Annotated in this window: 18 protein-coding genes; 10 read left to right on the top strand and 8 right to left on the bottom strand. The window is 41.4% G+C overall.

Annotated features, from left to right (window positions below):
- Positions 1–100 precede the first annotated feature (100 nt).
- Complete coding sequence (locus QSJ46_RS17180) at positions 101–751, top strand: MOSC domain-containing protein (protein WP_107164102.1); 651 nt, start codon at positions 101–103, stop codon at positions 749–751.
- A gap of 42 nt (positions 752–793) precedes the next feature.
- On the opposite strand, the gene QSJ46_RS17175 is transcribed toward QSJ46_RS17180, so the two are convergent.
- The 3 genes from QSJ46_RS17175 to map form a co-directional block, all read right to left on the bottom strand.
- Positions 794–931, bottom strand: a complete 138-nt coding sequence (locus tag QSJ46_RS17175) for a YflJ family protein (protein WP_064497716.1) — start codon at positions 929–931, stop codon at positions 794–796.
- Positions 932–1,065: 134 nt separating this feature from the next.
- Positions 1,066–1,227, bottom strand: coding sequence for a hypothetical protein (locus QSJ46_RS17170; RefSeq protein ID WP_087978305.1), 162 nt, complete (start codon positions 1,225–1,227; stop codon positions 1,066–1,068).
- Positions 1,228–1,350: 123 nt separating this feature from the next.
- On the bottom strand, positions 1,351–2,100 hold the full coding sequence (map, locus tag QSJ46_RS17165; RefSeq protein ID WP_024424611.1) for a type I methionyl aminopeptidase: 750 nt from the start codon (positions 2,098–2,100) through the stop codon (positions 1,351–1,353).
- A 188-nt stretch (positions 2,101–2,288) separates the two neighbouring features.
- On the opposite strand from map, the gene nagE reads away from it, so the two are divergent.
- Entirely contained in the window at positions 2,289–3,656 is a 1,368-nt protein-coding gene (gene nagE, locus QSJ46_RS17160) for an N-acetylglucosamine-specific PTS transporter subunit IIBC (RefSeq protein WP_212040505.1), read from the top strand.
- A gap of 18 nt (positions 3,657–3,674) precedes the next feature.
- Here the strand turns inward: nagE and QSJ46_RS17155 are convergent, their stop codons facing one another.
- Both QSJ46_RS17155 and QSJ46_RS17150 read right to left on the bottom strand, forming a co-directional pair.
- Positions 3,675–4,433, bottom strand: coding sequence for a DUF817 domain-containing protein (locus tag QSJ46_RS17155; RefSeq protein WP_224930730.1), 759 nt, complete (start codon positions 4,431–4,433; stop codon positions 3,675–3,677).
- Positions 4,434–5,010: 577 nt separating this feature from the next.
- A complete protein-coding gene (locus QSJ46_RS17150; RefSeq protein ID WP_212040507.1) occupies positions 5,011–6,372 on the bottom strand; it encodes a DJ-1/PfpI family protein in 1,362 nt (453 codons plus the stop codon).
- A 536-nt stretch (positions 6,373–6,908) separates the two neighbouring features.
- Here QSJ46_RS17150 and QSJ46_RS17145 point away from each other — a divergent pair.
- Positions 6,909–7,412 (top strand): DoxX family protein, encoded by a 504-nt coding sequence (locus QSJ46_RS17145; RefSeq protein ID WP_024426621.1) that lies wholly within the window; start codon positions 6,909–6,911, stop codon positions 7,410–7,412.
- Positions 7,413–7,456: 44 nt separating this feature from the next.
- Here QSJ46_RS17145 and QSJ46_RS17140 read toward each other — a convergent pair whose 3' ends face one another.
- Positions 7,457–8,044, bottom strand: coding sequence for a YjgB family protein (locus QSJ46_RS17140; RefSeq protein WP_285605082.1), 588 nt, complete (start codon positions 8,042–8,044; stop codon positions 7,457–7,459).
- 98 nt (positions 8,045–8,142) lie between these two features.
- Positions 8,143–10,128 (bottom strand): lipoteichoic acid synthase, encoded by a 1,986-nt coding sequence (gene ltaS / locus QSJ46_RS17135; RefSeq protein WP_107164097.1) that lies wholly within the window; start codon positions 10,126–10,128, stop codon positions 8,143–8,145.
- A gap of 579 nt (positions 10,129–10,707) precedes the next feature.
- On the opposite strand from ltaS, the gene QSJ46_RS17130 reads away from it, so the two are divergent.
- The 7 genes from QSJ46_RS17130 (at position 10,708) to QSJ46_RS17100 (ending at position 19,245) form a co-directional block, all read left to right on the top strand.
- Positions 10,708–12,366, top strand: coding sequence for a pyridoxal phosphate-dependent decarboxylase family protein (locus QSJ46_RS17130; protein WP_285605081.1), 1,659 nt, complete (start codon positions 10,708–10,710; stop codon positions 12,364–12,366).
- A gap of 31 nt (positions 12,367–12,397) precedes the next feature.
- Positions 12,398–14,122: a methyl-accepting chemotaxis protein gene (locus tag QSJ46_RS17125; RefSeq protein WP_224930735.1), complete on the top strand. Its 1,725-nt coding sequence runs from the start codon at positions 12,398–12,400 to the stop codon at positions 14,120–14,122.
- 160 nt (positions 14,123–14,282) lie between these two features.
- Positions 14,283–14,669, top strand: coding sequence for a DnaJ family domain-containing protein (locus QSJ46_RS17120; RefSeq protein ID WP_024425857.1), 387 nt, complete (start codon positions 14,283–14,285; stop codon positions 14,667–14,669).
- Positions 14,670–14,837: 168 nt separating this feature from the next.
- On the top strand, positions 14,838–16,274 hold the full coding sequence (treP, locus tag QSJ46_RS17115; RefSeq protein WP_107164094.1) for a PTS system trehalose-specific EIIBC component: 1,437 nt from the start codon (positions 14,838–14,840) through the stop codon (positions 16,272–16,274).
- Between the two features lie 15 nt (positions 16,275–16,289).
- A complete protein-coding gene (gene treC, locus QSJ46_RS17110) occupies positions 16,290–17,990 on the top strand; it encodes an alpha,alpha-phosphotrehalase (protein WP_212040510.1) in 1,701 nt (566 codons plus the stop codon).
- A 19-nt stretch (positions 17,991–18,009) separates the two neighbouring features.
- The gene (gene treR / locus QSJ46_RS17105; protein ID WP_041087239.1) at positions 18,010–18,738 is read left to right on the top strand and encodes a trehalose operon repressor; all 729 of its coding nucleotides are present in this window, start codon (positions 18,010–18,012) and stop codon (positions 18,736–18,738) included.
- Between the two features lie 72 nt (positions 18,739–18,810).
- A complete protein-coding gene (locus QSJ46_RS17100) occupies positions 18,811–19,245 on the top strand; it encodes a terpene synthase (protein WP_107164092.1) in 435 nt (144 codons plus the stop codon).
- A 234-nt stretch (positions 19,246–19,479) separates the two neighbouring features.
- Here QSJ46_RS17100 and QSJ46_RS17095 read toward each other — a convergent pair whose 3' ends face one another.
- Positions 19,480–23,772 carry a multifunctional 2',3'-cyclic-nucleotide 2'-phosphodiesterase/3'-nucleotidase/5'-nucleotidase gene (locus QSJ46_RS17095; RefSeq protein WP_285605080.1) on the bottom strand — a complete coding sequence of 1,431 codons (4,293 nt, stop codon included), beginning with the start codon at positions 23,770–23,772 and terminating at the stop codon, positions 19,480–19,482.
- Between the last annotated feature and the right edge of the window lie 144 nt (positions 23,773–23,916).

Below are 23,916 nucleotides of genomic sequence, written 5' to 3'. Positions count from 1 at the left end.
TCGTACCATAGCCTGCATCTGATCTTCACGCCTCGACTTTGATTTGTTTGTCAAACGATGTAAAATAAAAGCCAGTAGACAACCAAAGGAGATGGCCATCGTGGGACAGAAGAGATATGCCATAGAAGGAATCCAAGTGGGACAACCTATCATCACCTATGCGAACGGAAAAGAAATCAAAACAGCCATCAACAAAAAGCGCATTCATGAGCCTGTGTATTTAAGTCAGATCAATTTTGAGGGAGATGGCCAAGGTGATTTGGTTCATCATGGGGGCTATGATAAAGCCGTCTGCGTCTTTCCGTATGATCATTATGCTTACTTTGAGCAATTTTTAGGAATTCCTTTACAGGAAGCTGCCTTTGGCGAGAATGTAACAGTACGCAAGCTAGTCGAGACGAATGTGCATATTGGCGATGTGTTTCAGCTTGGAGATGCATTTGTTGAGGTGAGCCAGCCAAGACAGCCTTGTGTGAAATTATCTGTTAAGCATGGCAACATGAAGATTGTAAAGGAAGTGCAGAAAACAGGGTATACAGGCTTTTATTTACGTGTACTGAAAGAAGGCATGGTACCGCCTGATGCATCGCTTGTACTCGTAGAAAAAGCGCCCCATCAAATTACGGTCCATGAGGTCAATGAAGTCAAATATCGTCAAACAAGCCCGGAGAGACTGAAAGCCGTTCTTGAAGTAGAGGCTTTAGCAGATGTGGTGAGGAAGTCTTTAGAAAAACGAATTCAGCACATTTAAAAAAAGCCGTACATCAGCTTAAGATGTACGGCTTTTCAGCGCTTATGAGCTGCGTTTCTTTTGCTCAAGAAGATTTGCAAGGAAATATGTTTTTAAGCTTTGAAGCTTTCTTCCTTCATGCTTAGTCACACCAAGCTTCTTTAATTCTTCGACATACCAGCCTTTGCTACCATAATGCATGATAGAAAACTCCTTTCAATTGAAGCTGCCTGCATTGTAACATCTCAAAAAAGGACGTGAAAAGCGTGCAGGTGTCATGAAATGAAAACTGATTCTATCTGCCTATGATCCATGTATATGCTGGAAATATTGATTTATGAATTTGGCGGGTTGAGGGTAACGAGGATCATGCCGACCGTCATAATCATGATGACAACACCAAGATAGGTCATCATGGATTGTTTTTTCTTAATCCCTACAACCGTTAAAATAATACTTTCGATGAAAAAGATAACACCTATGATGATGAACCACATATCAAATAAGACCCCTTTCGCATATCTTTGCCTATTTTACCACAGGCATTTTTGTTTAGTCGTGACAGATTCGTGAAACGGGCATGAAAAAATCCCCTCCAGTAAAGGAAGGGATCCGCTGGCTTACAGCTTTGTTAAAATAATCGGTTCGTCTTTAGTGATCACAATGGTATGTTCAATCTGTGCGACTAGACTTTTATCTGGTGTTTTAAATGTCCAGCCATCATCAGCCTGATAAATCGATTCAGCATTTGTTGAAATGAAGGGCTCGAAGGCAATAACTGTGCCATTTTTAAACAAAGCATTATCGAATGGATCATAGTAGTTCAAAATATGGTTGGGTGCTTCATGCAGGTTCTTCCCAATGCCGTGTCCTGTCAGGTTTTTAATAACGGTAAACCCTTGTTCTTTCGCTGTATTGTAGACCGCACGGCCAATTTGGTTTTGTCTTTTACCGGCTTTTGCATGTTTTAATCCTTCTAGGAATGCATCCTCCGCACACTTACATAATGCTTCAAGACGAGCATCACCTGTACCTAAAACAAATGAAATGCCTGTATCGGAATAATATCCGTCAAGCTCTGCTGAGATATCAATGTTTACGAGGTCACCCTCTTGTAAAATGGTTTTTTCACTAGGGATACCGTGTGCCACTTCATCGTTCACGCTGATACAAGTGGTACCAGGGAAGTCGTATTCCTTTTCAGGTGCAGAATTGGCCCCATGCTCTTCTAATATTTTTTTCCCAATCAAATCTAATTCTTTTGTAGACATGCCTGGTTTCGCTTGGCTTTTCATTTCTTCTCTTGCCAAAGCGACAATTCGGCCGACTTTTTTTAAGGCTTCTAACTCATGATCATGTTTGACAATCACTGTTCATTCCCGCTTTCTATATCTTCATTCTAATCAATAGCTTACCACATTTTACGCCAAAAGAGTAAAGAGCGGAATTCAAATCGATGTGGACAAATTGGTATAGATAACTAGACGTGCATATGATATATTTTTTATGAACATCATGAACGATTTAGTCATGATGATGACAAAGGGGGAGAAGTCAGATGGTGTTTCAGTTTTTTCAAAAGCTAGGAAAATCATTTATGCTTCCAATCGCTGTACTTCCAGCAGCAGGGATTATTTTGGCCATTGGGCGTGAGGATGTATTCAATATCCCGTTTATTTATGAGGCAGGGAATGCAATTTTTGCGAACTTGGCTTTAATTTTTGCTATGGGTGTAGCGATTGGTATTTCAAAGGATGGGAACGGGGCAGCGGCATTATCAGGTGCAATCTCTTATTTTATTTTGTCAGCCGGTACCACGTCGATCAACTCAACCAACAATATGGGGGTATTGGGCGGTATTTTATGTGGGCTTTTGGCAGGTTATGTTTACAATAAATTTAAGGATACGAAACTGCCGGAATACTTAGGTTTCTTTAGCGGAAGGCGGCTTGTGCCTATTATGACGGCACTTTTCACCATTCTATTAGCAGCCGTTTTCGGATATGTATGGCCTCCGATTCAAAGTGTGATCAATGATTTAGGGGAATGGATCTTAAGTCTTGGTGCAACAGGTGCAGGGCTGTTTGGTTTCTTTAACCGATTGCTTATTCCATTGGGACTTCATCATGTCTTAAATAATTTATTTTGGTTTCAATTTGGCGAATTCAACGGGGTAACAGGGGACTTAGCGCGATTCTTTAAAGGAGATCCAAGCGCGGGTGTCTTTATGACCGGATTCTTCCCAGTGATGATGTTTGGTCTGCCAGCGGCATGTCTAGCCATGGTTGTAACTGCAAAACCTGAGAAGCGAAAAGCAACAGCGGGTCTGATGATTGGGATGGCACTTACATCATTTATAACAGGGATCACTGAACCAATTGAATTTTCTTTTATGTTTTTATCTCCACTTTTATATGGTGTCCATGCTATTTTGACGGGGCTTTCGCTTTTTATTGTGAACACCCTTGGGATTCATAGCGGATTTGCCTTTTCAGCAGGTGCGATTGATTACGTCTTAAGCTTCGGTATTGCGCAAAAGCCGATCTTGCTTCTTGTAGTAGGAATCATTTATGGCGTCGTGTACTTTGTCGTTTTCTATTTCCTCATTAAACTATTAAAGCTGAAAACACCAGGCAGGGAAGATGATGACATGGAAGATATCGCAGCGGATGATGCGGTGACAACAGGAGGAGCAAGTATGCTCGTAGAGGGACTTGGCGGCAAAGATAATATCACAACGATTGATCATTGTGCCACACGTCTTCGCTTAACAGTAGAGGATACAAATTTATTAAATGAAGGTACATTGAAAAAAGCAGGCGCCAAAGGGGTGCTGACTTCTGGAAAAACATCCGTACAAATTATTATTGGAACGAATGTAGAATTTGTCGCAGATGATCTCCGTAAGGAAGTCGATCGAGATTAAAAAAAGCGTTCAGCCAGGTCAAATGGGCTGAACGTTTTTTTGTTTTCGCTGTTCGATCACTAGTACAATGCTGATGACAACAAGTAAAAACCACGAACTGATTTTACCAAGATGGACGAGAGACCAAGCATGCTGCTGATTTGGATATTGCCATGCGCCTAAAAAGGTGGTGACATTTTCGGCAATCCAAATGAAAAAGCCAATCAGGAAAAATGAAACAACAAGCGGCATTCGAAAGGAAGATGGACCAACCTGAAACGAAACCGACGTTTTCCAAAACACAACAACAAGCAGACATGTCAGCCACCACCTGACATCATAAAGCCAGTGATGCGTAAAGAAATTGAGATAAATGCACAAACTGATACCAATTGAAAGAAATGGATGAGGCCAGTCGGTCACTTTTACATGAAGTCGTGAAAATGCTTGATAAATATAACTAGCCACACTTGCATACATAAAGCCGCTATAAAGTGGAACCCCGAATATTTTTGTATAAGCTGCTTCTGGGTAGGACCAAGAGCCCATATGTACTTTATACACTTCCAAACAGATTCCTATGAGATGAAATAGACAAATGACCTTTAGCTCCGTCCAAGTCTCCAGCCGCAACGCAAGCATTAGGATTTGAGCTGCGAGGCAAAGCAGTAGAATGAAATCATACCGGTGAAGAAAAGGAATAGACACCGTCTTTGATAGGGCAAGTGCCGCAAAGATCATGACGGGGAATAGACATGAGATGGCCTGTAAATAAGCAAAATGAAATAGTGTTTTCATACAAAATTAAACCCCTTTTTACTGTCTGAAATGACTGAGACGGTTTTCGCAAGGGAAAAGTTTACCTCTATGAAGCAGAAAGAACAAGATAAGATGAATTCTGGTGGTGACCTGTTCAGTTTTACTCAGCACAAAGAACACTCTCTTGATAGAGGGTGTTTTTATAAAGTTTAATCAAAAATACCTGATAAACCCTTATTTTACGATAAATTAGAAGAATCCATTTTGAAAAAAGTATGATCAAAATGGATTCTTCTCGAGCATATTTAAGTTTTGGTTTTATAAAAAAGTTTGATCATTTTCTACCTTTGATCTTAAATAATAGCGCCCTTTAATGGAATAACTAAAATATGGGCTTAGTCCTAAAATTACTCATAGTTTGTTGAACTATCGGTACTCGTTTGTTTAATAAGGAATTTAATTAAATTTATAGTAATCAACCATCATGGCGACTTTAAAAGCATTATCAATCTCATTTTTCCTTAAAAAATCCTAAATAGATTGTGCTTCTTCTTCCTAATCTGGTCCAAACATGTATAAATAATTCCAAACAGTGGTGTTTCTTTTACATCCTGTTTTATGCAGGAACAGTTTTTTTCCTTAAGAAACGTCTTTCTACCAAATATACGACGAACATAGACAACAAGCCGACACCGATCGGTATGCCGAACGCTTCGTACGAAAATGGTGCTCCTTTAAGCTTAAGCTGGCTTGTGGCGCGGTACTCGAGCCGCTTGGCGGCGAATTTCGCCGTCAAGATATCTTCTTGCTTCGCCAAATCTTCAAACGCAGGTTCCATCGCGAACCGCTCTGGCGAATCACTGTGCAGGAAAAGCTGCTCAGCTTTTCCACCGTTCACGTTCCAGTTTCGGATATCGTCTGCAGCGCGCGTCTTCACGTCCGGTCCCACAAAAATCATTTTGTCGAGTTTTGGAGCATCCTCTATTTGATATCGGGCGATCAGATTCAGACCGTGCCGAGTAACAACCGGCTCGCGTTTGTTGGATATCGTCAATGTTGTTGTTGTTCCAGAAGCCCCGTACGTGTCAAAAGCCGAGGATAACATCAGCTCGTCGGCACCGTCATACAGCAGGACTCCGTTCTTTTCCTTGTTCCATTGAAACGCATTGTTCAAAATATAGACGATATCGCTCAATCCGGCCGTGAAAGGCTCCATTTGCGGATGCTGAACAAAATCGTAGGAAGGGTAATTCATTTCCTTCGCCACTTTCTCCGCTACAGGATCTCCCATTTGCTGGGATATAACATATAGTGTGGCATCAATCCCCGAAGTCAGGCCGGCCGAGGAGACTATGTTACCGTCATGCACGTAACGCTGATCCCTTTTCCAAGTAATCTCGGTATATTTCTTTTCCAATCTGCTGATATCTCCCCAATGTGTTGCTGCAGATTTCCTGTTCAGCAGGCCGGTATCCGCTAAATTTTCCGCCCCATTGCAGATGGACAACAATATCGTTTCCTTGCCGGAGTGCTTCCTTATCCAATCGCGGACGGGCTTGTATTGCGCTTCATCCAAAATCGGCATGAAAGGGATCACAATTATATCCGGGCTTTTGCCTGTCAATTTGTCCAACTCGTCGAAAGAGTAATGCGGTACGACATCAAGCCCGCCCGTCAACGATTTTATGTTTTTGTTGGGAGCTGCCGCAAACACATTGTACGAATCCGTCATGGAGAACATTTCGTATGGTACGAGAAAATCAAACACCTCGGTTACTTCATTCGCCAAAATAACGACCACTGTTGGCTTTTTCGAATCATAGGTAGGAGTTTGGATGCTTTGTAGAGAAGCAGGAACTGGCTTATCATAAACCGACATAGCCTCCTGCATCGTGCTCATGAAACCGATCGCTCCGGTTCCTCCAACAACCAGAACGAAAACGCATACATACACGATGAAACGCCATAATTTATTCAATTGTCTTCTCTCCCTTAATGTTCTCTAGTTAATTGTGACGTGTTACTTACTTTGATAATAAAGAGAGAAGGAAATTGATTAAACCCGCTCGAGGCTTATATTTTCTCTGACTACGGTCTTAGTAAAGGATTTTTTTCTCGAACAGCAGACGAAAGCTTATTTTAAAATATTAACTGACCGGACAGGTTGTTAGAGTATTACTTCTGGTTCTTTAAAGGTACACATCACTACTAACCAATACCTCATCCCTTCAACAATTTCAAATTGGCTATATGCTATTTCCATTTAGTTAAATTCACATAAGCTTTATCGTACTTTGACACAGCAGTTGAGTTGTTTGAAAAACATGAAACGCGTCACGCTCCAAAAGTTTATTTCAACAAGCTGCACACACTTTTGAGATTGGGAAAAATTAGATGTCATGAACAATTTGTGAACATATATGTGAAAAAGATCACAAATAAGATATAACATAGTATAATAAGATCATAAAGAAAATGTGAAATATTTCACATAATTTAAAAGGAGGCATCATCATGTTTACAAAATTCTTACAAACGAATGTATGGGCAGCCGTTATCCTTTTGGCAGCAAGACTTTATATCGGATGGACTTGGCTGACATCTGGTATTGGAAAACTAACAGGTGGATTTGATGCATCAGGCTATTTGCAATTTGCGATATCTGAACCTGTCGTCAAAGATGGTCATCTTGTGTATCCGTTCTATGTATGGTTTTTAGAAAATGTCGCTTTGCCGAATGCCGGATTATTCAGTGCTATGGTCATGTGGGGAGAAATCTTAGTAGGCCTAGGATTAATTGTCGGATTATTCACAACAACGGCAGCCTTTTTTGGAAGCGTGATGAATGTCTCTTTCTTACTAGCTGGAACCGTCTCTGTTAACCCGCTTCTTCTTCTGATCGCAGTCTTCATCATGGCAGCGAAAGGAAATGCCGGAAAACTTGGTCTTGATTATGTAGCAGGTCCAGTCCTCAAACGAAAACTGAAAAGAAAGCCGCAATTAGAAGTGGCATCATAATAAAAGAAAAGCATCCTGAGCATGTGCTCAGGATGCTTTTTTATTTAAGAATTGGCTTTTATCAAGTTGATATGCAGCACGGTGAGTTCATGCTGGCTAATATCTGGATCATGGCCTACAATAAATTCGAGTTCATAATCACCGGTTCGATACACATATTTTTTCTCTTTTGTTTGCGGGATGGTGCTCACTGAATCCGCTGATCCGAGCTGTTTCTTTAGTAGAGCAGGGGTCATTCCACCAATATTCGTTTCTTTTTCTACATTCGTTCCGAAATAACGGATTTCATCAATCTTGCCTTTTGCATCATAGTGAAAAGCAAATCCAGGATTCCCCATTTCAGCGTGATAGAGATCAAAGCTGCTTTGACCTGGTTCTGGGTATGGATTTCCGAGCTTATGATGAACGTCTTTTTTTGTTTGAACGCCTATTTTGAGCCCTTTTGCATAGTAAGGCATCTGCCCTTTATGTGCCAGCTCATAAATGCTGGTAAGCGCGGCTTTTGGACCTTGAGGAACGGATTGTTCTGCTGCTGGTTTGGTCATGGCGTGTGCTGAGACAGCAGGGCTGAAACCGAATAGGGCAGACGAAGCAAGTGAGGCAGTCACGACAAAAGCTGCTGTTTTCTTCATGATAAATCCCTCCTTCTTCTCCTATACCCGGTGCAATCATGATCAAACGTAAAAAGAACCAGCTGATCAAGGATCGGCTGGTTCTTAGCATGAGAAAGTTATTTTGAAGAAGAGCTGGATTCATCTTTGGCGGAAGAGGAATCCTTTTCATCCTGTACTTTCTTTGTATAGTCATAGTCGTTGCGGTCAATCGGTGTAAAGCCTTTAGGTTTGTAGAAACGAAGTAAATCTTCGGTGACAATCTTATCAGATGTCTCCAGCATCTTTTTCACCGTTTCATTTTCTTGTGATGCCTTGTCAGTTGGCTCGATTTTCTCGCCTGTTTTGTTGCTGTAATAGTTATTGCCTACTTTAGTGTAGTCCTTAGACACGAAATCACCGTTTCTAAATGGCACAAGCTCTTTAAAGTTCTTCGATAAGATATCAGAACCAGACATTAAATAGTTCTTCGTATCATTGCCGAGCAGGTGCAGAAGGGTTGGTGCGACATCGACTTCACCAGAGTATTTATGAATCTGTCCGCCTTTTACGCCAGGTACATGGATAAAGAGCGGCACACGCATGAGCTGTGCATTTTCATAATCTCCAATTTTTTGTCCAGTCACTTTTTCCATCGCTTCATTATGGTTTTCAGAAATACCGTAATGATCTCCGTACATAATGACGACTGTATTGTCATAGAGACCTGACTTTTTCAAATCGTTGAAGAACTGTTCAATCGCTTCATCTAAATAATGAGCCGATTGGAAGTAGTTATCGACAACAGAGTCACCGAAGTCACCAGGTTCGAAATCAGTGTCACCTTCGTCCATTCCAAATGGGAAATGGTTCGATAAGGTAATGAATTTCGAATAAAACGGCTGCTTCATGTTTTTAAGCATTGGCATCGATTCTTTGAAGAACGGTTTGTCTTTCAGTCCGTAGTTCTTCGTATCTTGCTCGTTCATATCGTAGTATTCAGAATCGTAAAATCTGTCATACCCAAAGGATTTAAACATTTCATTACGGTTCCAGAAGGTTTTCGTATTGCCATGGAATTCTGCTGACGTATATTGATCCTTCTTCAAAATACCAGGGAGTGCTTGATATGTGTTTTGCGCTTTGTTAATAAAAACAGAGCCCTGTGATAATGGGAATAATCCAGTATCCATCATAAATTCAGCATCAGACGTTTTTCCCTGTCCTGTTTGATGGAAGAAATTATCAAAGTAAAACGTTTTGTTGTCGTGTGCCAATGAGTTAAGGAACGGCGTTACTTCTTTTCCATTCACTTTATAATCAATGACAAAGTTTTGCAGAGATTCAAGAGAAATTGTAATCACGTTCATGCCTTTCGCTTTCCCGTAATAAGCCGGGTTAGGATCAGCGCTGTTCGCTTTTAAATAATTCTCTACATCTGTCACATCATTTGAATTTGCGAGAGCACGCTGGCTGTTTGATTTCACATTTTGAATGGCATCAAACACAGTAAAGTTATAAGCACCTAAATATTTAACTAAATAATTGCGGTCGAACGATCTTGATAAAAGCTCTGGACGATCGATCTCTGCAGCAACTAAGTTCAAAACAAAGATCACAACAGAGGACACAAGGACGAGTCTAAACGATTTTGACTTTTGTACAGGTACAGTCGTGGCTGTACTTGTTTGCTGCTGCCTTTTCATGCGGACTGCAAGTACGATCAAAATGATTGTATCAATAAAGTAAAACACATCAGTCCAACGCATGAGTGAAAATGCACTATCACCTAATTGTCCGCCATTCGTTCCTGCCTGCATCACTGTAGGCAGCGTGATAAAGTCATTGAAAAATCGATAGTACACGATGTTTGCGTATAGTAAAAAAGACATGAAAAAGTGAATCACAATGATAGCGGCAGGCTGCCATTTTTTCTTGAACAATAAAGCAAAGCCAAGAAAGAACAAGCTGGAGCTAATAGGATTCACGAAAAGCAAAATATGCTGAAGCACATTTGATATACCAAGTTTAAATTCGATTAAATACGCTGAATATGTTTTGAGCCATAGTAAGATGGCTGCAATCAGAAAGAAGCCGAGACCTCTTTTTTGAATAAATGTTTTCATATAAACACTCCTTTTCTCCGATACACGGAAGAGGCGGAACGAAAGAAAACGAACCATTAGAATATACCACGAAATGCACAAATAGAAAAGTCATAACCGGTGAGGCGCCTTTGCAAGCCTGTCCGAGCAATAAAAGGAGAGAAAATGAAAATATTCGCCCATCGAAAAACTTTTTATGAAAATCGGCCTATTATTGACAGAAAATTCAGCGATTTTCCAGTTGCTATATCAATAAAACAGGTAAAAAGGCATAAGTCTAAAGGATTAATTCGGTTTCTACAATGGTCATTTAGAGAGTTTTTCCATTGTTTATTAATGTTTATGCAGGTTAAGCAAAAAAAATGAACAATGGAACGGAACAAGATGATGGATAAAAATTCCTCTCATACGATATATCAATATATTTTTGTGTTTCAACAACATAATGATTTTAATGTGTTTTTTAAGGGTTTCATTTATTTTAATAAGTAAACAAATTATCTGGATATACTTAAGTGAACATATTGAGACTATAAACTTCTGAATTGGGGTCGATATAGACAGTGACAGGAAATCTTCCATTGAAAGGATTGATAGTATATGACTGTACGAGCAGAGAACCTCGTTCAGAACTGGTTTCCGAGTGAGGACGGAAATGCAGGAGAGCGTAAAGAACTCGTCAAATTGATGGAGCAGATCATTTCAGGGGTCGATGACCTGAAGGATCCCAACCGTGCACACCTTAAAGGTGAAAAGAATCGTGGGGAGAATTTTTACAAAAAGCTCACTGAAACAAGTCAAATTCCGATGAACGGCCAGCAAGCGGAACTTGTGAATGAAGAATTACTGAAGCTTTTACATAACCATCCATACCACACCAAGTATTTCTTCACGAACATTTTGCCAATGGCAAGTACACCAGGAATTTTAGGCATGCTGACAGCTATGCTGGTAAACGGAAACAACCTATGGGATGTTTATGGACCAGCAGGTGCGGAAGCTGAGGTCAGAGTGGTCTCAATGATGTCTAAGCTCATCGGATATGATCCAAATGTGAGCGGGGGATACACAACATGGGGAGGTCAAGGAGCGATTTTTTCAGGACTTCGTTTAGCGATTGCCAAAGCTGCGCCGGAGTCACTGCGAAAAGGAGTTCCGCAAAATCTTTATGCGTTTTGTTCTGATGCCGCACATTACAGCTTATTTAAGTCAATGGAAGCAACAGGACTTGGCACAAACAACTTGATCAGAATTAAGACGAATAAAGATCATTCAATGGATATGGAAGATTTGCGTTGTCAAATGGAATGTGTTGCACAGGGTGGCGGGATTCCCGTTTATATTGTGGCAACAACCGGAACAACAGATGCCATTGCAATTGATGATGTAAAAGGGGTACGTGAAACAGCAGAAGCGATTGCTGAAAAGTATGATCTGAAGGTGCCGCATATTCATGCAGATTCGGCGCTGGGTGGATTCTTTGCTTTCTTTAATGAGTATGATGTATCAGAAAACCCGCTGCAATTCTCAGACGGTGTTCTTCGTATGCTAAAAGAAATCAAAGCGAAATTCCAGCATCTTTCTCTTGCAGACTCGATGTGCTTTGATTTTCAAAAGCTCGGCCAAACACCTTACACATCCAGTTTATTCTTAGTGAAAAACGCTGCTGACTTAAAGCGTTTGGATCTGGAAGAACAAGAGACTCCATATGTTGGCCATAGAGGCTACGGGGAATACCATACGGGTTATACACTAGAGTGCTCAAGAATGGGAAGCTCAATCAGCATGCTGAGTGTGCTGCTAACGTTTGGGATTGAAGGCTACCAGCGCTTGCTCGGTCAATTCTTAGAAGTAAACCTTGCCTTCAGAGAAGCACTTAGTAGGGAAATTCCGCAAGCAGAAGTCGTGAATGATGACAACGTCGGAATGGCTACATTATTTAGAATTTACCTAGACGGCTCACCGCGTTTTCAAGAAGAGATTTCTGGCGAAGCGACTTCAATGGAAATTGAGCGAAACAATGAATTGAACAAAATGCTGTTTGAAAAGCTTGGAGAGAAAAGAGACGAGATGTTCTTTGGCGATACAACGAAGTTTTTACTTGTTAACTCAAAAGAAGGTCAAGAATTCTATCTAAGTGTTAGTAAGTTTTTTGTCATCTCACCTTATACGTTACCAGAGCATATCCCTCATATCGTATCTTATTTAAAAGATGTGATTGCATCTGTTTGTGGACAATTTGAAAATGTACATGCTTAAACCAAATCTGAGAGTGGAGATGTAGGAAAAAATGGCGAAACAAAGGAAATTTGGAGGATACACGATATCCTCTAAAATCATGTCAGTCGTTACCGTAACATTACTCGCAACCGTTGCATTATTCGTTCTAACATTTTATCTAGTCAGCCAGGATTTATCATCCCAGTTATTAAAGCAATTTGATTATCGATTAACAACAGATATTGATACCGCCAAAAAAGAAATCGATAACATCGATGGAAACGTGCTCAGCATTAGCGGGAAGGATGATCCCATTTATGTCGATATCAAAAAGAAATTCACAGAGCTTCAAAAAGATCATACGCTTGAGAACTTATACGTGTTATCTAATAAAGGCGGTAAAGAAAGAATTATCGTATTAACTGGGGAAGACAATGATTTTGACCAGGATTATGCATTTTCAGATGAGATGAAGCAAGCCCTTTCTGAAGATAAAATGGTTAAAAGTGATATTTACCATGATTCATACGGAACACATAAATCAGTCTTTTTGCCAATCAAAGATTCAGGCGGTGAGCTGACAGGGATTTTAGGGATTGATTTAGATGCATCAATTGTTCCAGCCACAACGAAGAAGCTGACAATCTACATTACGGTTGCATCGGCTATTGTGCTCATCGGTGGATTGCTCTTCTCCTTTATCATGGGAAGAAGAATTGCGAAACCAGCACGTTCATTGATGGAATCAGCGAACCGAATTGCTGACGGTGATTTAACTGGAATGGTAGAAGTTGAGAGTAAAGACGAGATCGGCCAGCTTGCCGCATCCTTCCAAAAGATGCAGGGGCGGATCAAAGAGCTCATTTCGAAGATCTCGCACTCATCTAGTGAAGTATCAAAAATGTCTTCACAGCTTCGCACGGTGACGAACGAATCAAGTCAAAGTGCGCAGCAAGTGTCAGAAGCCATGACGAATATGAGTGAAGGAATCAATGATTCTGTCGCAAATATTACGGATTGTACGAGATCTGTTGCAGAGATCGATACTCAAATCGAAGGCGTCACAAAAGAAGTCGATGAAATGAAATCTGTTTCATCTGACGTACAGGACCAGTCAGAATCTGGTCAAAAACTTGTGAACCATGTGCTTGATCATCTGAACTTGTTACATGACAAGATGACCAACTCGAAGCAGGCAGCAGAAGAATTACAATCCCATTCGACGGAGATTGAAAGTGTGATCTCGATTATTACGGACATTTCAGCACAAACGAATCTTCTTGCACTGAATGCTTCCATTGAAGCGGCACGTGTTGGGGAAGAAGGAAAAGGGTTTGCTGTTGTGGCAGATGAGGTACGTAAATTAGCAGAGCAATCAGCAGATGCAGCTAAAACCGTTTCAGACCTCGTTATCGGTACACAGGAAAACAGCCAGCGTGTTCTTGAAAGCGTAGAGGAAAGCAGTAAAGCAGTGGAAGAAGGACGTGAGCAAATGGAAGGCACGTCACAGAACTTCGCTGTGATTTACGACGGTGTATCTCAGTTTTCAAGAAGAACGAACAATTTGCTTGCTTCTATTAAGCAAGTTGAACGAGCATATCAAACGATTTCTACATCGATTGAGCAAATTTCTGTTGTATCGGAAGAACATGCAGCCAGCTCACAAGAAGTGGCGGCAGCAACAGAACAGCAAAGTGCTGGTATGCAGCAAATTTCAAGTGCGATTGAACAGCTCTCTGACATGTCAGAAGACTTAGCACAAATGGTCTCAACTTTCAAAATCGACAAGAAATAACGAGAAAGGGCTAAAATATTTTAGCCCTTTTTCTCTTTTCAGCGAAGAAGGGACGAGCACCGAATGCGAGGGTTTGTCTAGACGCTGATGCTGGCTCTTGTGAGAGAGCCAGCTTTTTTGCTATGCTTAATCACATACTTGCGGTGAAAGGAGAAACGCTATGGATTTTGCGCAGAGATTATCAGAAGAACGGATCAAAAAAGCGATGGATAACGGGGCTTTTGAAGGATTATCTGGCTTTGGGAAGCCTCTGCCAAAAGATGACGCTGCTCATGTACCAGAAGAACTTAGAATGGGCTACCGCATTATGAAAAATGCCGGATTTGCTGGGGAAGAAACAGCGCTGAAAAAAGAACTTATGACTGTCAAAGAATTGCTTCAATCGAGTATAGATGGAGAGGAAAGAAAGAAACTGTCTCTCATATGTGAAGAAAAACAAAAACGTCTGGATGAACTTACATCTAAGCGTCAAACTTTTGCCCGCCCAGCCTCCTCCTTTTACAAAAATAAGGTCTACGAGAAATTAACAGAGCATAAAAAAAGATAATGACACGCTGCCTCTCCCTGAGCACATTGAGGGAGCTTTTTTTATGTAAGCGCTACATTTTATTGTTGACTACATGTATATACAAATATAAAATATGAAGTAAACATGTATATACAAGTTTTTTGGTTCTTTTTTCTTATATAAAAAAACGATCTCGGAGGGGATAGTATGGCTGATTATCAGACAGCAGCAGATCAGATTGTGAAAGCCATCGGCGGCAAAGAAAATATCGATCAAGCGACACATTGTGTAACAAGGCTGCGCTTTGTGCTGAAAGATGAAGGCAAGGTGGATGAGAAAGCACTTGAACAAATTGATGAAGTGAAGGGATCTTTCTCAGCGAACGGTCAATACCAAGTTGTTATCGGCCAAGGGGTCGTCAACCGAGTATATGCCGAAATGGTCAAAAGGACGGGAATTGGGGAAGCCACAAAAGAGGACGTTAAGCGTGCCTCTGATCAAAAATTGAATCCATTGCAGCGTGCTGTGAAAACGCTTGCGGATATCTTTATACCGATTCTTCCTGCTATCGTCACAGCCGGTTTATTAATGGGGATTAATAATATTTTAACAGCTCCTGATATTTTCTTCGATCAAAAATCCATTGTGGATGTGTACCCGGCATGGGCTGATTTAGCCAATATGATCAACTTAATTGCTGGCACTGCCTTCACGTTCCTGCCAGCATTAATTGGCTGGTCAGCTGTGAAGCGGTTTGGGGGGAATCCACTTTTAGGGATGGTCCTCGGTCTGATGCTCGTGCATCCGGACTTGTTAAACGCATGGGGCTATGGAGCGGCAGAGAAGACAGGTGACATTCCTGTTTGGAACTTGTTTGGCCTTGAAGTGCAGAAGGTAGGCTATCAAGGACAGGTTCTTCCGATACTCGTTGCCTCCTATTTACTTGCAAAGCTCGAATTATTTATCACAAAACGGACACCTGAAAGTATTCAGCTGTTAGTTGTTGCACCGATTACGTTATTAGTCATTGGATTTTTATCATTCATCGTCATTGGACCTGTTACATTTGCAATCGGTAATGTTTTAACATCTGGACTTGTAGCGGTATTCCAGCAATTCGCAGCACTTGGCGGTCTATTATACGGCGGACTGTATGCAGCATTAGTCATTACGGGAATGCACCATACGTTCCTCGCTGTGGATATTCAATTGATTAACTCAAAGCTGCACGGCACGTTCCTATGGCCAATGCTTGCCTTATCCAACATTGCACAAGGATCAGCTGCCCTTGCGATGATGTTTGTCTTAAAAGATGAAAAGCAAAAAGGACTTTCGCTGACATCAAGTATTTCTGCTTATTTAGGAATTACTGAACCGGCCATGTTTGGGGTCAACCTGCGTTATCGATTCCCATTTATTTTTGCTCTGATCAGCTCAGGATTAGCCGGTATGTTTATCGCCTCTCAAGGGGTGCTGGCAAGCTCAGTTGGTGTTGGCGGCATTCCAGGAATCTTCTCCATTATCCCGAAATATTGGGGTGCATTTGCAATCGGAATGGTGATTGTACTCATCGTCCCATTCATCGGCACTCTTTTATATGCAAAACTAAAAAAGAAGAAGGATTTTTCAGACGAACTTAACTAGTGGTGGTGAAGGAAATTGAATCAGCAAACAAATGAACCGTGGTGGAAAAAAGCGGTGGTCTATCAAATTTATCCGAAAAGCTTTTTAGATACAACCGGCTCTGGGACAGGTGATATCAATGGCGTGACGAAAAAGCTTGATTACATCAAAGAGCTTGGGGCGGATTGTATTTGGCTCACGCCAATGTATGAGTCCCCGCAGTATGACAACGGCTATGATATTAGTGATTATACAAAAATCCATGAGATGTACGGCACAATGACAGATTTTGAACGCATGCTGAAGGAAGCGCATGAGAGAGGAATACGAGTCATCATGGATCTAGCCGTTAACCATACATCCATTTTCCATGAGTGGTTTCAAGCCTCGCGTGAGTCAAAGGATAACCCTTATCGAGATTATTATATTTGGAAGGAGCCAAAAGCGGATGGATCTCCCCCGAATGATTGGCAGTCAAAATTTGGCGGTCCAGCCTGGGAACTGGACGAAGTAACAGGAGATTATTATCTTCATTTATATGATGTCACTCAGGCGGATCTCAATTGGGAGAAGGATGAGGTGCGCAGGAAAGTATATGACATCATGCACTTTTGGTTTGAAAAAGGAATTGATGGGTTCAGGCTGGATGTCATCAACAACATCTCAAAGGATCAGCGTTTCTTAGATGATGCCGGACAATCTGTGCAAGGCGACGGCCGTATGTACTATACCGATGGTCCGAGAATTCATGAATTTTTGCATGAAATGAACCAGGAGGTTTTTTCGAAATACGATAGCATGACAGTGGGAGAAATGTCTTCAACGAATATCGCAGACTGTATTCGGTATACAAGACCTGATCGGCAGGAGCTGGATATGACGTTTAACTTCCATCATTTAAAGGTGGATTATCCAAATGGTGAAAAGTGGGCGATCGCACCATTTGATTTTCAAGAATTGAAGTCGATTCTGTCTGAATGGCAAACGAAAATGCATGAGGGCGGCGGCTGGAATGCGCTGTTCTGGTGCAATCATGATCAGCCGCGTATCGTCTCAAGGTATGGTGATGATGACACGTATCATCAGCAATCAGCGAAGATGCTGGCGACCACGATTCATCTCATGCAGGGGACTCCTTATATTTATCAAGGTGAGGAAATAGGCATGAAGAATCCTCGCTTTGAGGACATTTCGTCTTATCGTGATATCGAATCACTCAATATGTACGAAGTCATGCTTGAAAAGGGGAAATCAAAGGAAGAAGCACTCGCCATTTTACAGGTCAAGTCAAGAGATAATGCGAGAACACCAATGCAGTGGAATTCAGAGAAGAATGCAGGTTTCTCAACAGGAACGCCTTGGATTGAGCCAGCCAATAACGACATTTCGGTCGAGGCTTCATTAAAAGATCAGACGTCCATTTTCTATCATTACCAAGCCCTTTGCAGACTGCGTAAAGAACTTGACGTGATCACATATGGCAGCTTCTCCTTACTCCTAGCAGAAGATCCAAAGATTTTTGCTTATGTTAGAGAAAGCAAGGATGAGAAGCTCCTCGTGATCAACCACTTTTATGCAGGTGAGGCGCACTTTACGCTTCCTGATGAGCTTGTGCAGGCTGCTGATGAGATGGAGTGTCAAGTGCTGTTATCCAATTATGAGGATGTGCCGGCACATATCAAGGGATTTACGTTGCGCCCATATGAGTCAATCGTTTATCATTTAACCAAACGCTAGAAAATGGGGCGGAGGGAAAATGAAAGAGAATAAGTTTCGAGTGATTTATGATCAGCTAGCAAGACGAATCGAACAAGGTGAATGGCAGGATAAAGGCATCCTCCCATCAGAGCATGAGCTTTCGATTATGTACGACACGTCCCGGGAGACGGTGAGAAAGGCATTAAATATTCTTGTGCAAAATGGCTATATCCAAAAAATCCGCGGGAAAGGCTCTGTATTGCTGAATCGGGAGAAAATGCAGTTCCCTGTATCAGGTCTTGTCAGCTTTAAAGAGCTTTCCAAAACGCTTGGCCGAAAGACAGTCACAACGGTTCATGAATTTGGTTTAATCAAACCGGATCAGTATATTCAGTCTCAGCTAAAAATTGACGAACAGACGGACGTCTGGAAAGTCATTCGCTCTCGCAATATTAGCGGGGAAGAAGTGATTTTAGACAAGGACTACTTTTTGCAAAAGCATGTTGAAGTATTGTCTAAAGACATATGCGAAGGATCAATCTACGAGTATATTGAAGGAGAACTCGGTGTATCAATCAGCTATGCTCAAAAGGAATTTGTGGTAGAGCCATGTACAGAAGAGGATGCGAAGTACCTTGATTTAAAGGGATTTGACCATGTCGTCGTGGTAAAGAATTATGTGTTCTTAGAGGATACGAGTCTATTTCAATACACAGAAAGCCGTCACAGGTTAGACCGCTTTAGATTCGTCGACTTTGCTAGAAGAGAAAAAATGGACAGAGCATAGGCTCTGTCCATTTCAGATTTTGGAGAAACGGGGATATACACAACGACAAAATTTTGATTTACAGGAGGAAAAATGATTAGACTGAATCGACCACTAAAATTACGGGATTTGGAAATTTTTAGCGTGATGAAAGATCATCGAATATTATGTTACGTCATCATTGAAGATACTCGAAAACCGTTTACTGAAGAAGATAGAAAACTAGATCCATTATGTTATATGGATGAAGAAGATATACAAGCGATTTTGAATGTGTTTCATATTTCAATTATTAATGATGAAAAGTTGAGTGAAGAGGATTTAACTCTTGTCCAATCGTATTTTGCTGATTTTGTAAATAATACGAACTTAACGAATTTTATTACGAGAGATTATGTTCAAGAGGATTTATATGCCATCGATGATGAAGATGACATCACGTTCTTCAATAGAATGCTGCGTCATATAGGATCAGATGATGTAAAACAATTTGATAAGCGCAATTGGATTTATTTATCCCAAGATTGAGATGAAAAAAGGACAGAGCATACGCTCTGTCCTTCAGCGTGTAGACAAACCCTCGCATTCGGTGTCAGGTCTGCGCTCCGGTGCTCACGAATGTCAAATTCGCTCCAGTGCTCGTCTTTCCTAGACTGCAAAGGTTTTCTATCACGCTGAAAAGAAGACAAAGGGCTAAAATCAAGAGCATTTTAGCCCTTTGTCAACAATATGAGGACAGAGCATACGCTCTGTCCTTTTCTTTTAAGATGATACATTTTTTCTTGTACGCTTACGCTGGTAGTAATAGAGGATACCGCCTGAGGCAAGCATGAGTACGCCAATCAATACAGCTGTATACATCATCGTTGCTGTATTCGGCAGTGTGCCACCTGGAAGTCCGGTTCCATCTTGGTTTGGATCTGTACCTGTACCTTCGCCTGGCTCTGAAGTTCCGCCATCTCCGCCAGTTTGATCTGGCGTTGTTCCAGCTGCCCCGCTTTGGTTGAGTACGGTGTATTCGCTGAAGTGCTCAGTTTGACCTGAAACGACCCCATTTTCGAATGATCCATTACTTGTTTTGGCATAACGATTTTTCTTGCGGTCTACATAATATACACCAGGTTTCTTTGCCTTTTGAGGCTCATCTAATGTAAAGGATAGTGTAACAGGATCTTTAAAGGTAGAAACCTTTTTCTGATCTTGTTTGATTTGGAAATCATACGTATTCGTTAATGCATTTTTCACTTTATTCGTCTTTTTCATCCATATATCTGCGGTTTTCTCGGACAAGTTAGAGAGCGGTAATGCGAGTCCCACTTTGTCATGATAGATAGTGACGTTCGGATCTTGCTCTCTTTTCTTCAGCTCGGCTACCTGTGCTTTTGATAGAGACAATTGAACGTTTTTCGCTTCGCTCGCTTTGTCTAAATAGAGCAATGCTTTGTTTGTATGTTGCACATACGTTTGGAATTTCTCATTATCTTGAATGTCATAGACGCCTTTTCCTTTCACACGTGGAAGGAACACTTCTTTCACTCGATGATCGATGACAGGAGAAATATGCCCGCCGTCTGCCTGTTCAATTTGCTCCTTGAAGATTTCATAGTCAACATAGCCTAAGTCTTCGCCGTGAGAGGCTTCTGTAAAGACGCTGTAGCCATCGCCGCCTGTCCCGACAAATGCGTTTGTTGCCACGCGGTATGTTTTCTTATCATCAATGTCTGTTAGTTTGCCGTTTTTGTCTTTCAGTTTGACATCAATGAGTCTGCTGCCAGCTGATTTACTCAGTGTAAACGTATATTCAATGCCGGCTACATGAGGGAATGCGCCGCCGCCTTCTTCAATGCCTGAAAGCCCTTGTTCGAGTGCTTTCTTAATTTGGCTGCCTTTTAAATCCGCGACATAGAGTGTGTTTCCGAATGGCATGACCGTTAAAATATCACCTAAAGTGATATCTCCTTTTTCAATGCTGCCTCGAATACCGCCGCCGTTTGTGATGGCAAGATCAGCACCAGCAGATTCTTGCGCTTTCTTCAGCATACCGTCAGCAATAAAGTTCCCAAGGTTCGTTTCTTTCGCCCGGACATGCTCTCGTTGTCCGTCTAAGAGGACATCAGTAGACCCGACTTTTTCCGTTTTTAAATCTTGAATATCTGCCTTGTACTGATCGAGGATCGCTTTTGCATCGGCATCTTCTTTGACAGAGTCATCGATGGTGATGAGGTCAAAAGAAGATTTCTTTGACTGTACGACTCCTTTTTGATTAAAGACCACGTCTACTTTCCCTAAGAATTGTCCGTAGTCTTTCACCTGCGCGACAATCGTTGGTTCTTTCTTATTGACGACCTTTAATTTTTCTACAAGGGTGTGCGTGTGACCGCCAATGATTAAATCAATACCGTCTACTTTTTGAGCCAGCTCAAGGTCTCGGTTATAGCCAATGTGTGTTAAAGCAATGATTTTGTTGATTTTTTCTTCTGTTTGAATGGTGTTGACTGTTTCTTTTGCTTTCTTATATGCATCCTTGAATTGAATGTTAGGACCGCTGCTGGATGTAATGGCCGTGTCTTCAGTGGTTAAGCCGAATACAGCCACCTTTTCACCGTTTACATCAAGCAGGATGTATGGGTAAATCCCAGCTTCTTTTTTCTCACCAGCTTTAAATGTGGCTGGTTTTTTCATTAAGCCGCTCAATTGTTTTTCCTTAGAGACATCAACGTTTGATGACACAATCGGGAATGCAGGCTTTTCAAATTGGTGACGGTTTTTCGCATCTACATCTGATGCATCACCTGTCAGGAATTGACGAAGAACAGAAGGACCTTTGTCAAATTCATGATTACCAAACGTCATGGCATCATATTTCATTAAGTTCATCAGTTTGAGGTCGGCAAGTCCTTGCCATTTTGTGAAATATAGGTCACCAGAGAAGACATCTCCAGCATCTAATAAAATGTTGTTTTTGCTTTCGGCTCGAACTTCTTTAATCTTTGTTGCACGTCTTGCCGCATCATCAAGGTGTGCGTGTGTATCGTTTGTATGCATCACTGTTAAGTTCCAGTTGTCTGATGCAGGCGGTTCTGTTGTGCCATCCCCTTTAAAGGCTAGCTTGTACACGCCAAGACCATCTGTGCTCGCATTACGAACAAAGTCTACGCTGCTTGATTTTTCAGCAAACGGCTTAGCCAAAAGAGAAGATTCGAATGTGACTGTTGCGCCCTTTACTGGTGCAATGGACCAGTTTTGATCCGCACTTGGGTTGATGGTTTTTTGTTCGATAATATAATCCATCAGCACTTGGCGGTTCTCATCAGCTGAGGCAAGCACCACTTTATCTTGCGTCAGATGCGGGAAGCCCCCGCCGCCAGAAGCACGATAGTTGTTCGTTACGACTAAAAATTCTTGATTGTCAGAGACTGGTTTCCCGTTGTAGGACAGGTTTTTGATGCGGTTTGCATTCGCATTAACAAGAGTACCTGTTGTGCTGTACTTAGCAGGCTGCGTCACATCGACTTGATAGGTGACACCATCGATCACATCAAAGTTATACGAGCGGTATTCTTCGTTTAAAATAGGCTGTTCATTTGAATCGTTTGGTTTGATCTGATTAAACTGTCCGGCAGACATCTCGAGCCAGTCTTTCACTTCACTGCCTTTCAGTTTGACAATCTGCACGGTGTTGTCGTAAAGGTAGAGATCGCCGATATTTTTAATCGCTAAATCTCCTTTTGCGATATTCGTATAATAATTCACACCGTTTCGGCCGCCGGCTTTAAACGGAGCGCCTGCAGATAAAATTGGTAAGTTTTTGTATGACGTATCCTTCATTTTTTCTTGTGCATACCATTTTTGTGCATCTGTCACAATTTGAATAGAAGGGTCATCCATCACTTGAGCAAAAAAGCTGTTAATGTCTGCTTCTGTTTTACCGACAGGTTTTCTCACATAATCAAGTGTGTTTTGATGCGTCGTTTGAATGGCATCTTTCACAGTGCTGTTTTGAGAGGTGACTCCTGCAACAGATTCAATTTTTCCTGTTCCGTCTGTGACCTTCCATTTGCTGCCGTCAGGCTCTAATGTTAAATCAATGACGCCGAGGTAGCTTCCCCAGTTTTTTGACATGACGACTGGAATGCCGTTGATCGTTCCTTTTGAGACATCGAATTTGTCGACCCCGCTATATTCTGCGCTTGGGAATGTGCCGTGCTGGTGACCGGACACGATCGCATCGATGCCTTTCGTTTTCGTGGCAAGGTCAAAGATCATATTTTCTGATCCTTTAGGCGAAGCGGTTTTTTCAATTCCTGTATGGGCAAGAGCGACGATGATATCTGCGCCTTTTTCCTTCATTTCAGGAATGGTTTCATTGGCAGATTCGACGATATCCTGCACTTGAACTTGTCCATCTAAATTCTTCTTATCCCACGTCATAATTTGCGGTGGAACGAATCCTATGTAACCGACTTTCACAGTTTGTGAAGCTCCGTTTGCATCTTTAAATGTTTTTTCTTGGATCACATAAGGGGTAAAACGGTGTTCTCCATTTAACTTTTTGACGTTCGCATTGACAATCGGGAAGTTAGCCCCGGCAATGGTACCGTCAAGAAATGATAATCCGTAGTTAAATTCATGATTGCCAAGTGTTCCTGCATCGTACTTTAGTTTGTTGAGTGTATGAATAATGGGGTGAACCTTTGTTTGATTGATGATGCGGTCTTTCTCATTTTTGTAAACGTATTCTCCAAGAGGGGTTCCTTGAATCAGGTCTCCGTTATCAACAAGGAGTGTATTTGGATTTTGTGAACGGTGCTTTTCAATCAGCTCGGCTGTTTTTGCCAAACCAAATTCATTTGTTTCCTTGTCGCTGTAATAATCGTAATTCATCATGTTCGCATGAACATCCGTTGTGGCTAAGATGCTTACTTTTACGGCATCGCCGTTTTCTATTGCTGCATGAGTAGGTACTGCTGGGAGAATGAGACTAATCATCATAATGGAAGTGAGCAGAATAGACAGGTTTTTCCTTCGTTTAGACCTATGTGCTTGCTTCTTCACCTGATCTCCGCCTTTCTAATTTTTTTGACCACAATACCTATTGTAGAAATGTTTCGTTAACTTTTGTAGTTATTTTTTGCAGATTATTGTAAAGATAACATAAATCATACGAATTACCTTGTTGAGGAAATATAAATAAGTCTA

This window comes from Bacillus sp. YKCMOAS1 (assembly GCF_030268125.1).
In the GTDB taxonomy this organism is placed as follows: domain Bacteria; phylum Bacillota; class Bacilli; order Bacillales; family Bacillaceae; genus Bacillus; species Bacillus safensis.
Note: the sequence above shows the minus strand (reverse complement) of the source record. Positions and strands in the feature narration are given on the sequence as shown.

Bases quoted from the DNA above. Each gene is read 5' to 3' on its own strand.
- QSJ46_RS17175 (WP_064497716.1), bottom strand. From the start codon at position 931: ATGCATTATGGTAGCAAAGGCTGGTATGTCGAAGAATTAAAGAAGCTT.
- QSJ46_RS17170 (WP_087978305.1), bottom strand. From the start codon at position 1,227: ATGTGGTTCATCATCATAGGTGTTATCTTTTTCATCGAAAGTATTATT.
- nagE (WP_212040505.1), top strand. From the start codon at position 2,289: ATGGTGTTTCAGTTTTTTCAAAAGCTAGGAAAATCATTTATGCTTCCA.
- QSJ46_RS17155 (WP_224930730.1), bottom strand. From the start codon at position 4,433: ATGAAAACACTATTTCATTTTGCTTATTTACAGGCCATCTCATGTCTA.
- QSJ46_RS17145 (WP_024426621.1), top strand. From the start codon at position 6,909: ATGTTTACAAAATTCTTACAAACGAATGTATGGGCAGCCGTTATCCTT.
- QSJ46_RS17140 (WP_285605082.1), bottom strand. From the start codon at position 8,044: ATGAAGAAAACAGCAGCTTTTGTCGTGACTGCCTCACTTGCTTCGTCT.
- ltaS (WP_107164097.1), bottom strand. From the start codon at position 10,128: ATGAAAACATTTATTCAAAAAAGAGGTCTCGGCTTCTTTCTGATTGCA.
- QSJ46_RS17130 (WP_285605081.1), top strand. From the start codon at position 10,708: ATGACTGTACGAGCAGAGAACCTCGTTCAGAACTGGTTTCCGAGTGAG.
- QSJ46_RS17125 (WP_224930735.1), top strand. From the start codon at position 12,398: ATGGCGAAACAAAGGAAATTTGGAGGATACACGATATCCTCTAAAATC.
- QSJ46_RS17120 (WP_024425857.1), top strand. From the start codon at position 14,283: ATGGATTTTGCGCAGAGATTATCAGAAGAACGGATCAAAAAAGCGATG.
- treP (WP_107164094.1), top strand. From the start codon at position 14,838: ATGGCTGATTATCAGACAGCAGCAGATCAGATTGTGAAAGCCATCGGC.
- treR (WP_041087239.1), top strand. From the start codon at position 18,010: ATGAAAGAGAATAAGTTTCGAGTGATTTATGATCAGCTAGCAAGACGA.
- QSJ46_RS17100 (WP_107164092.1), top strand. From the start codon at position 18,811: ATGATTAGACTGAATCGACCACTAAAATTACGGGATTTGGAAATTTTT.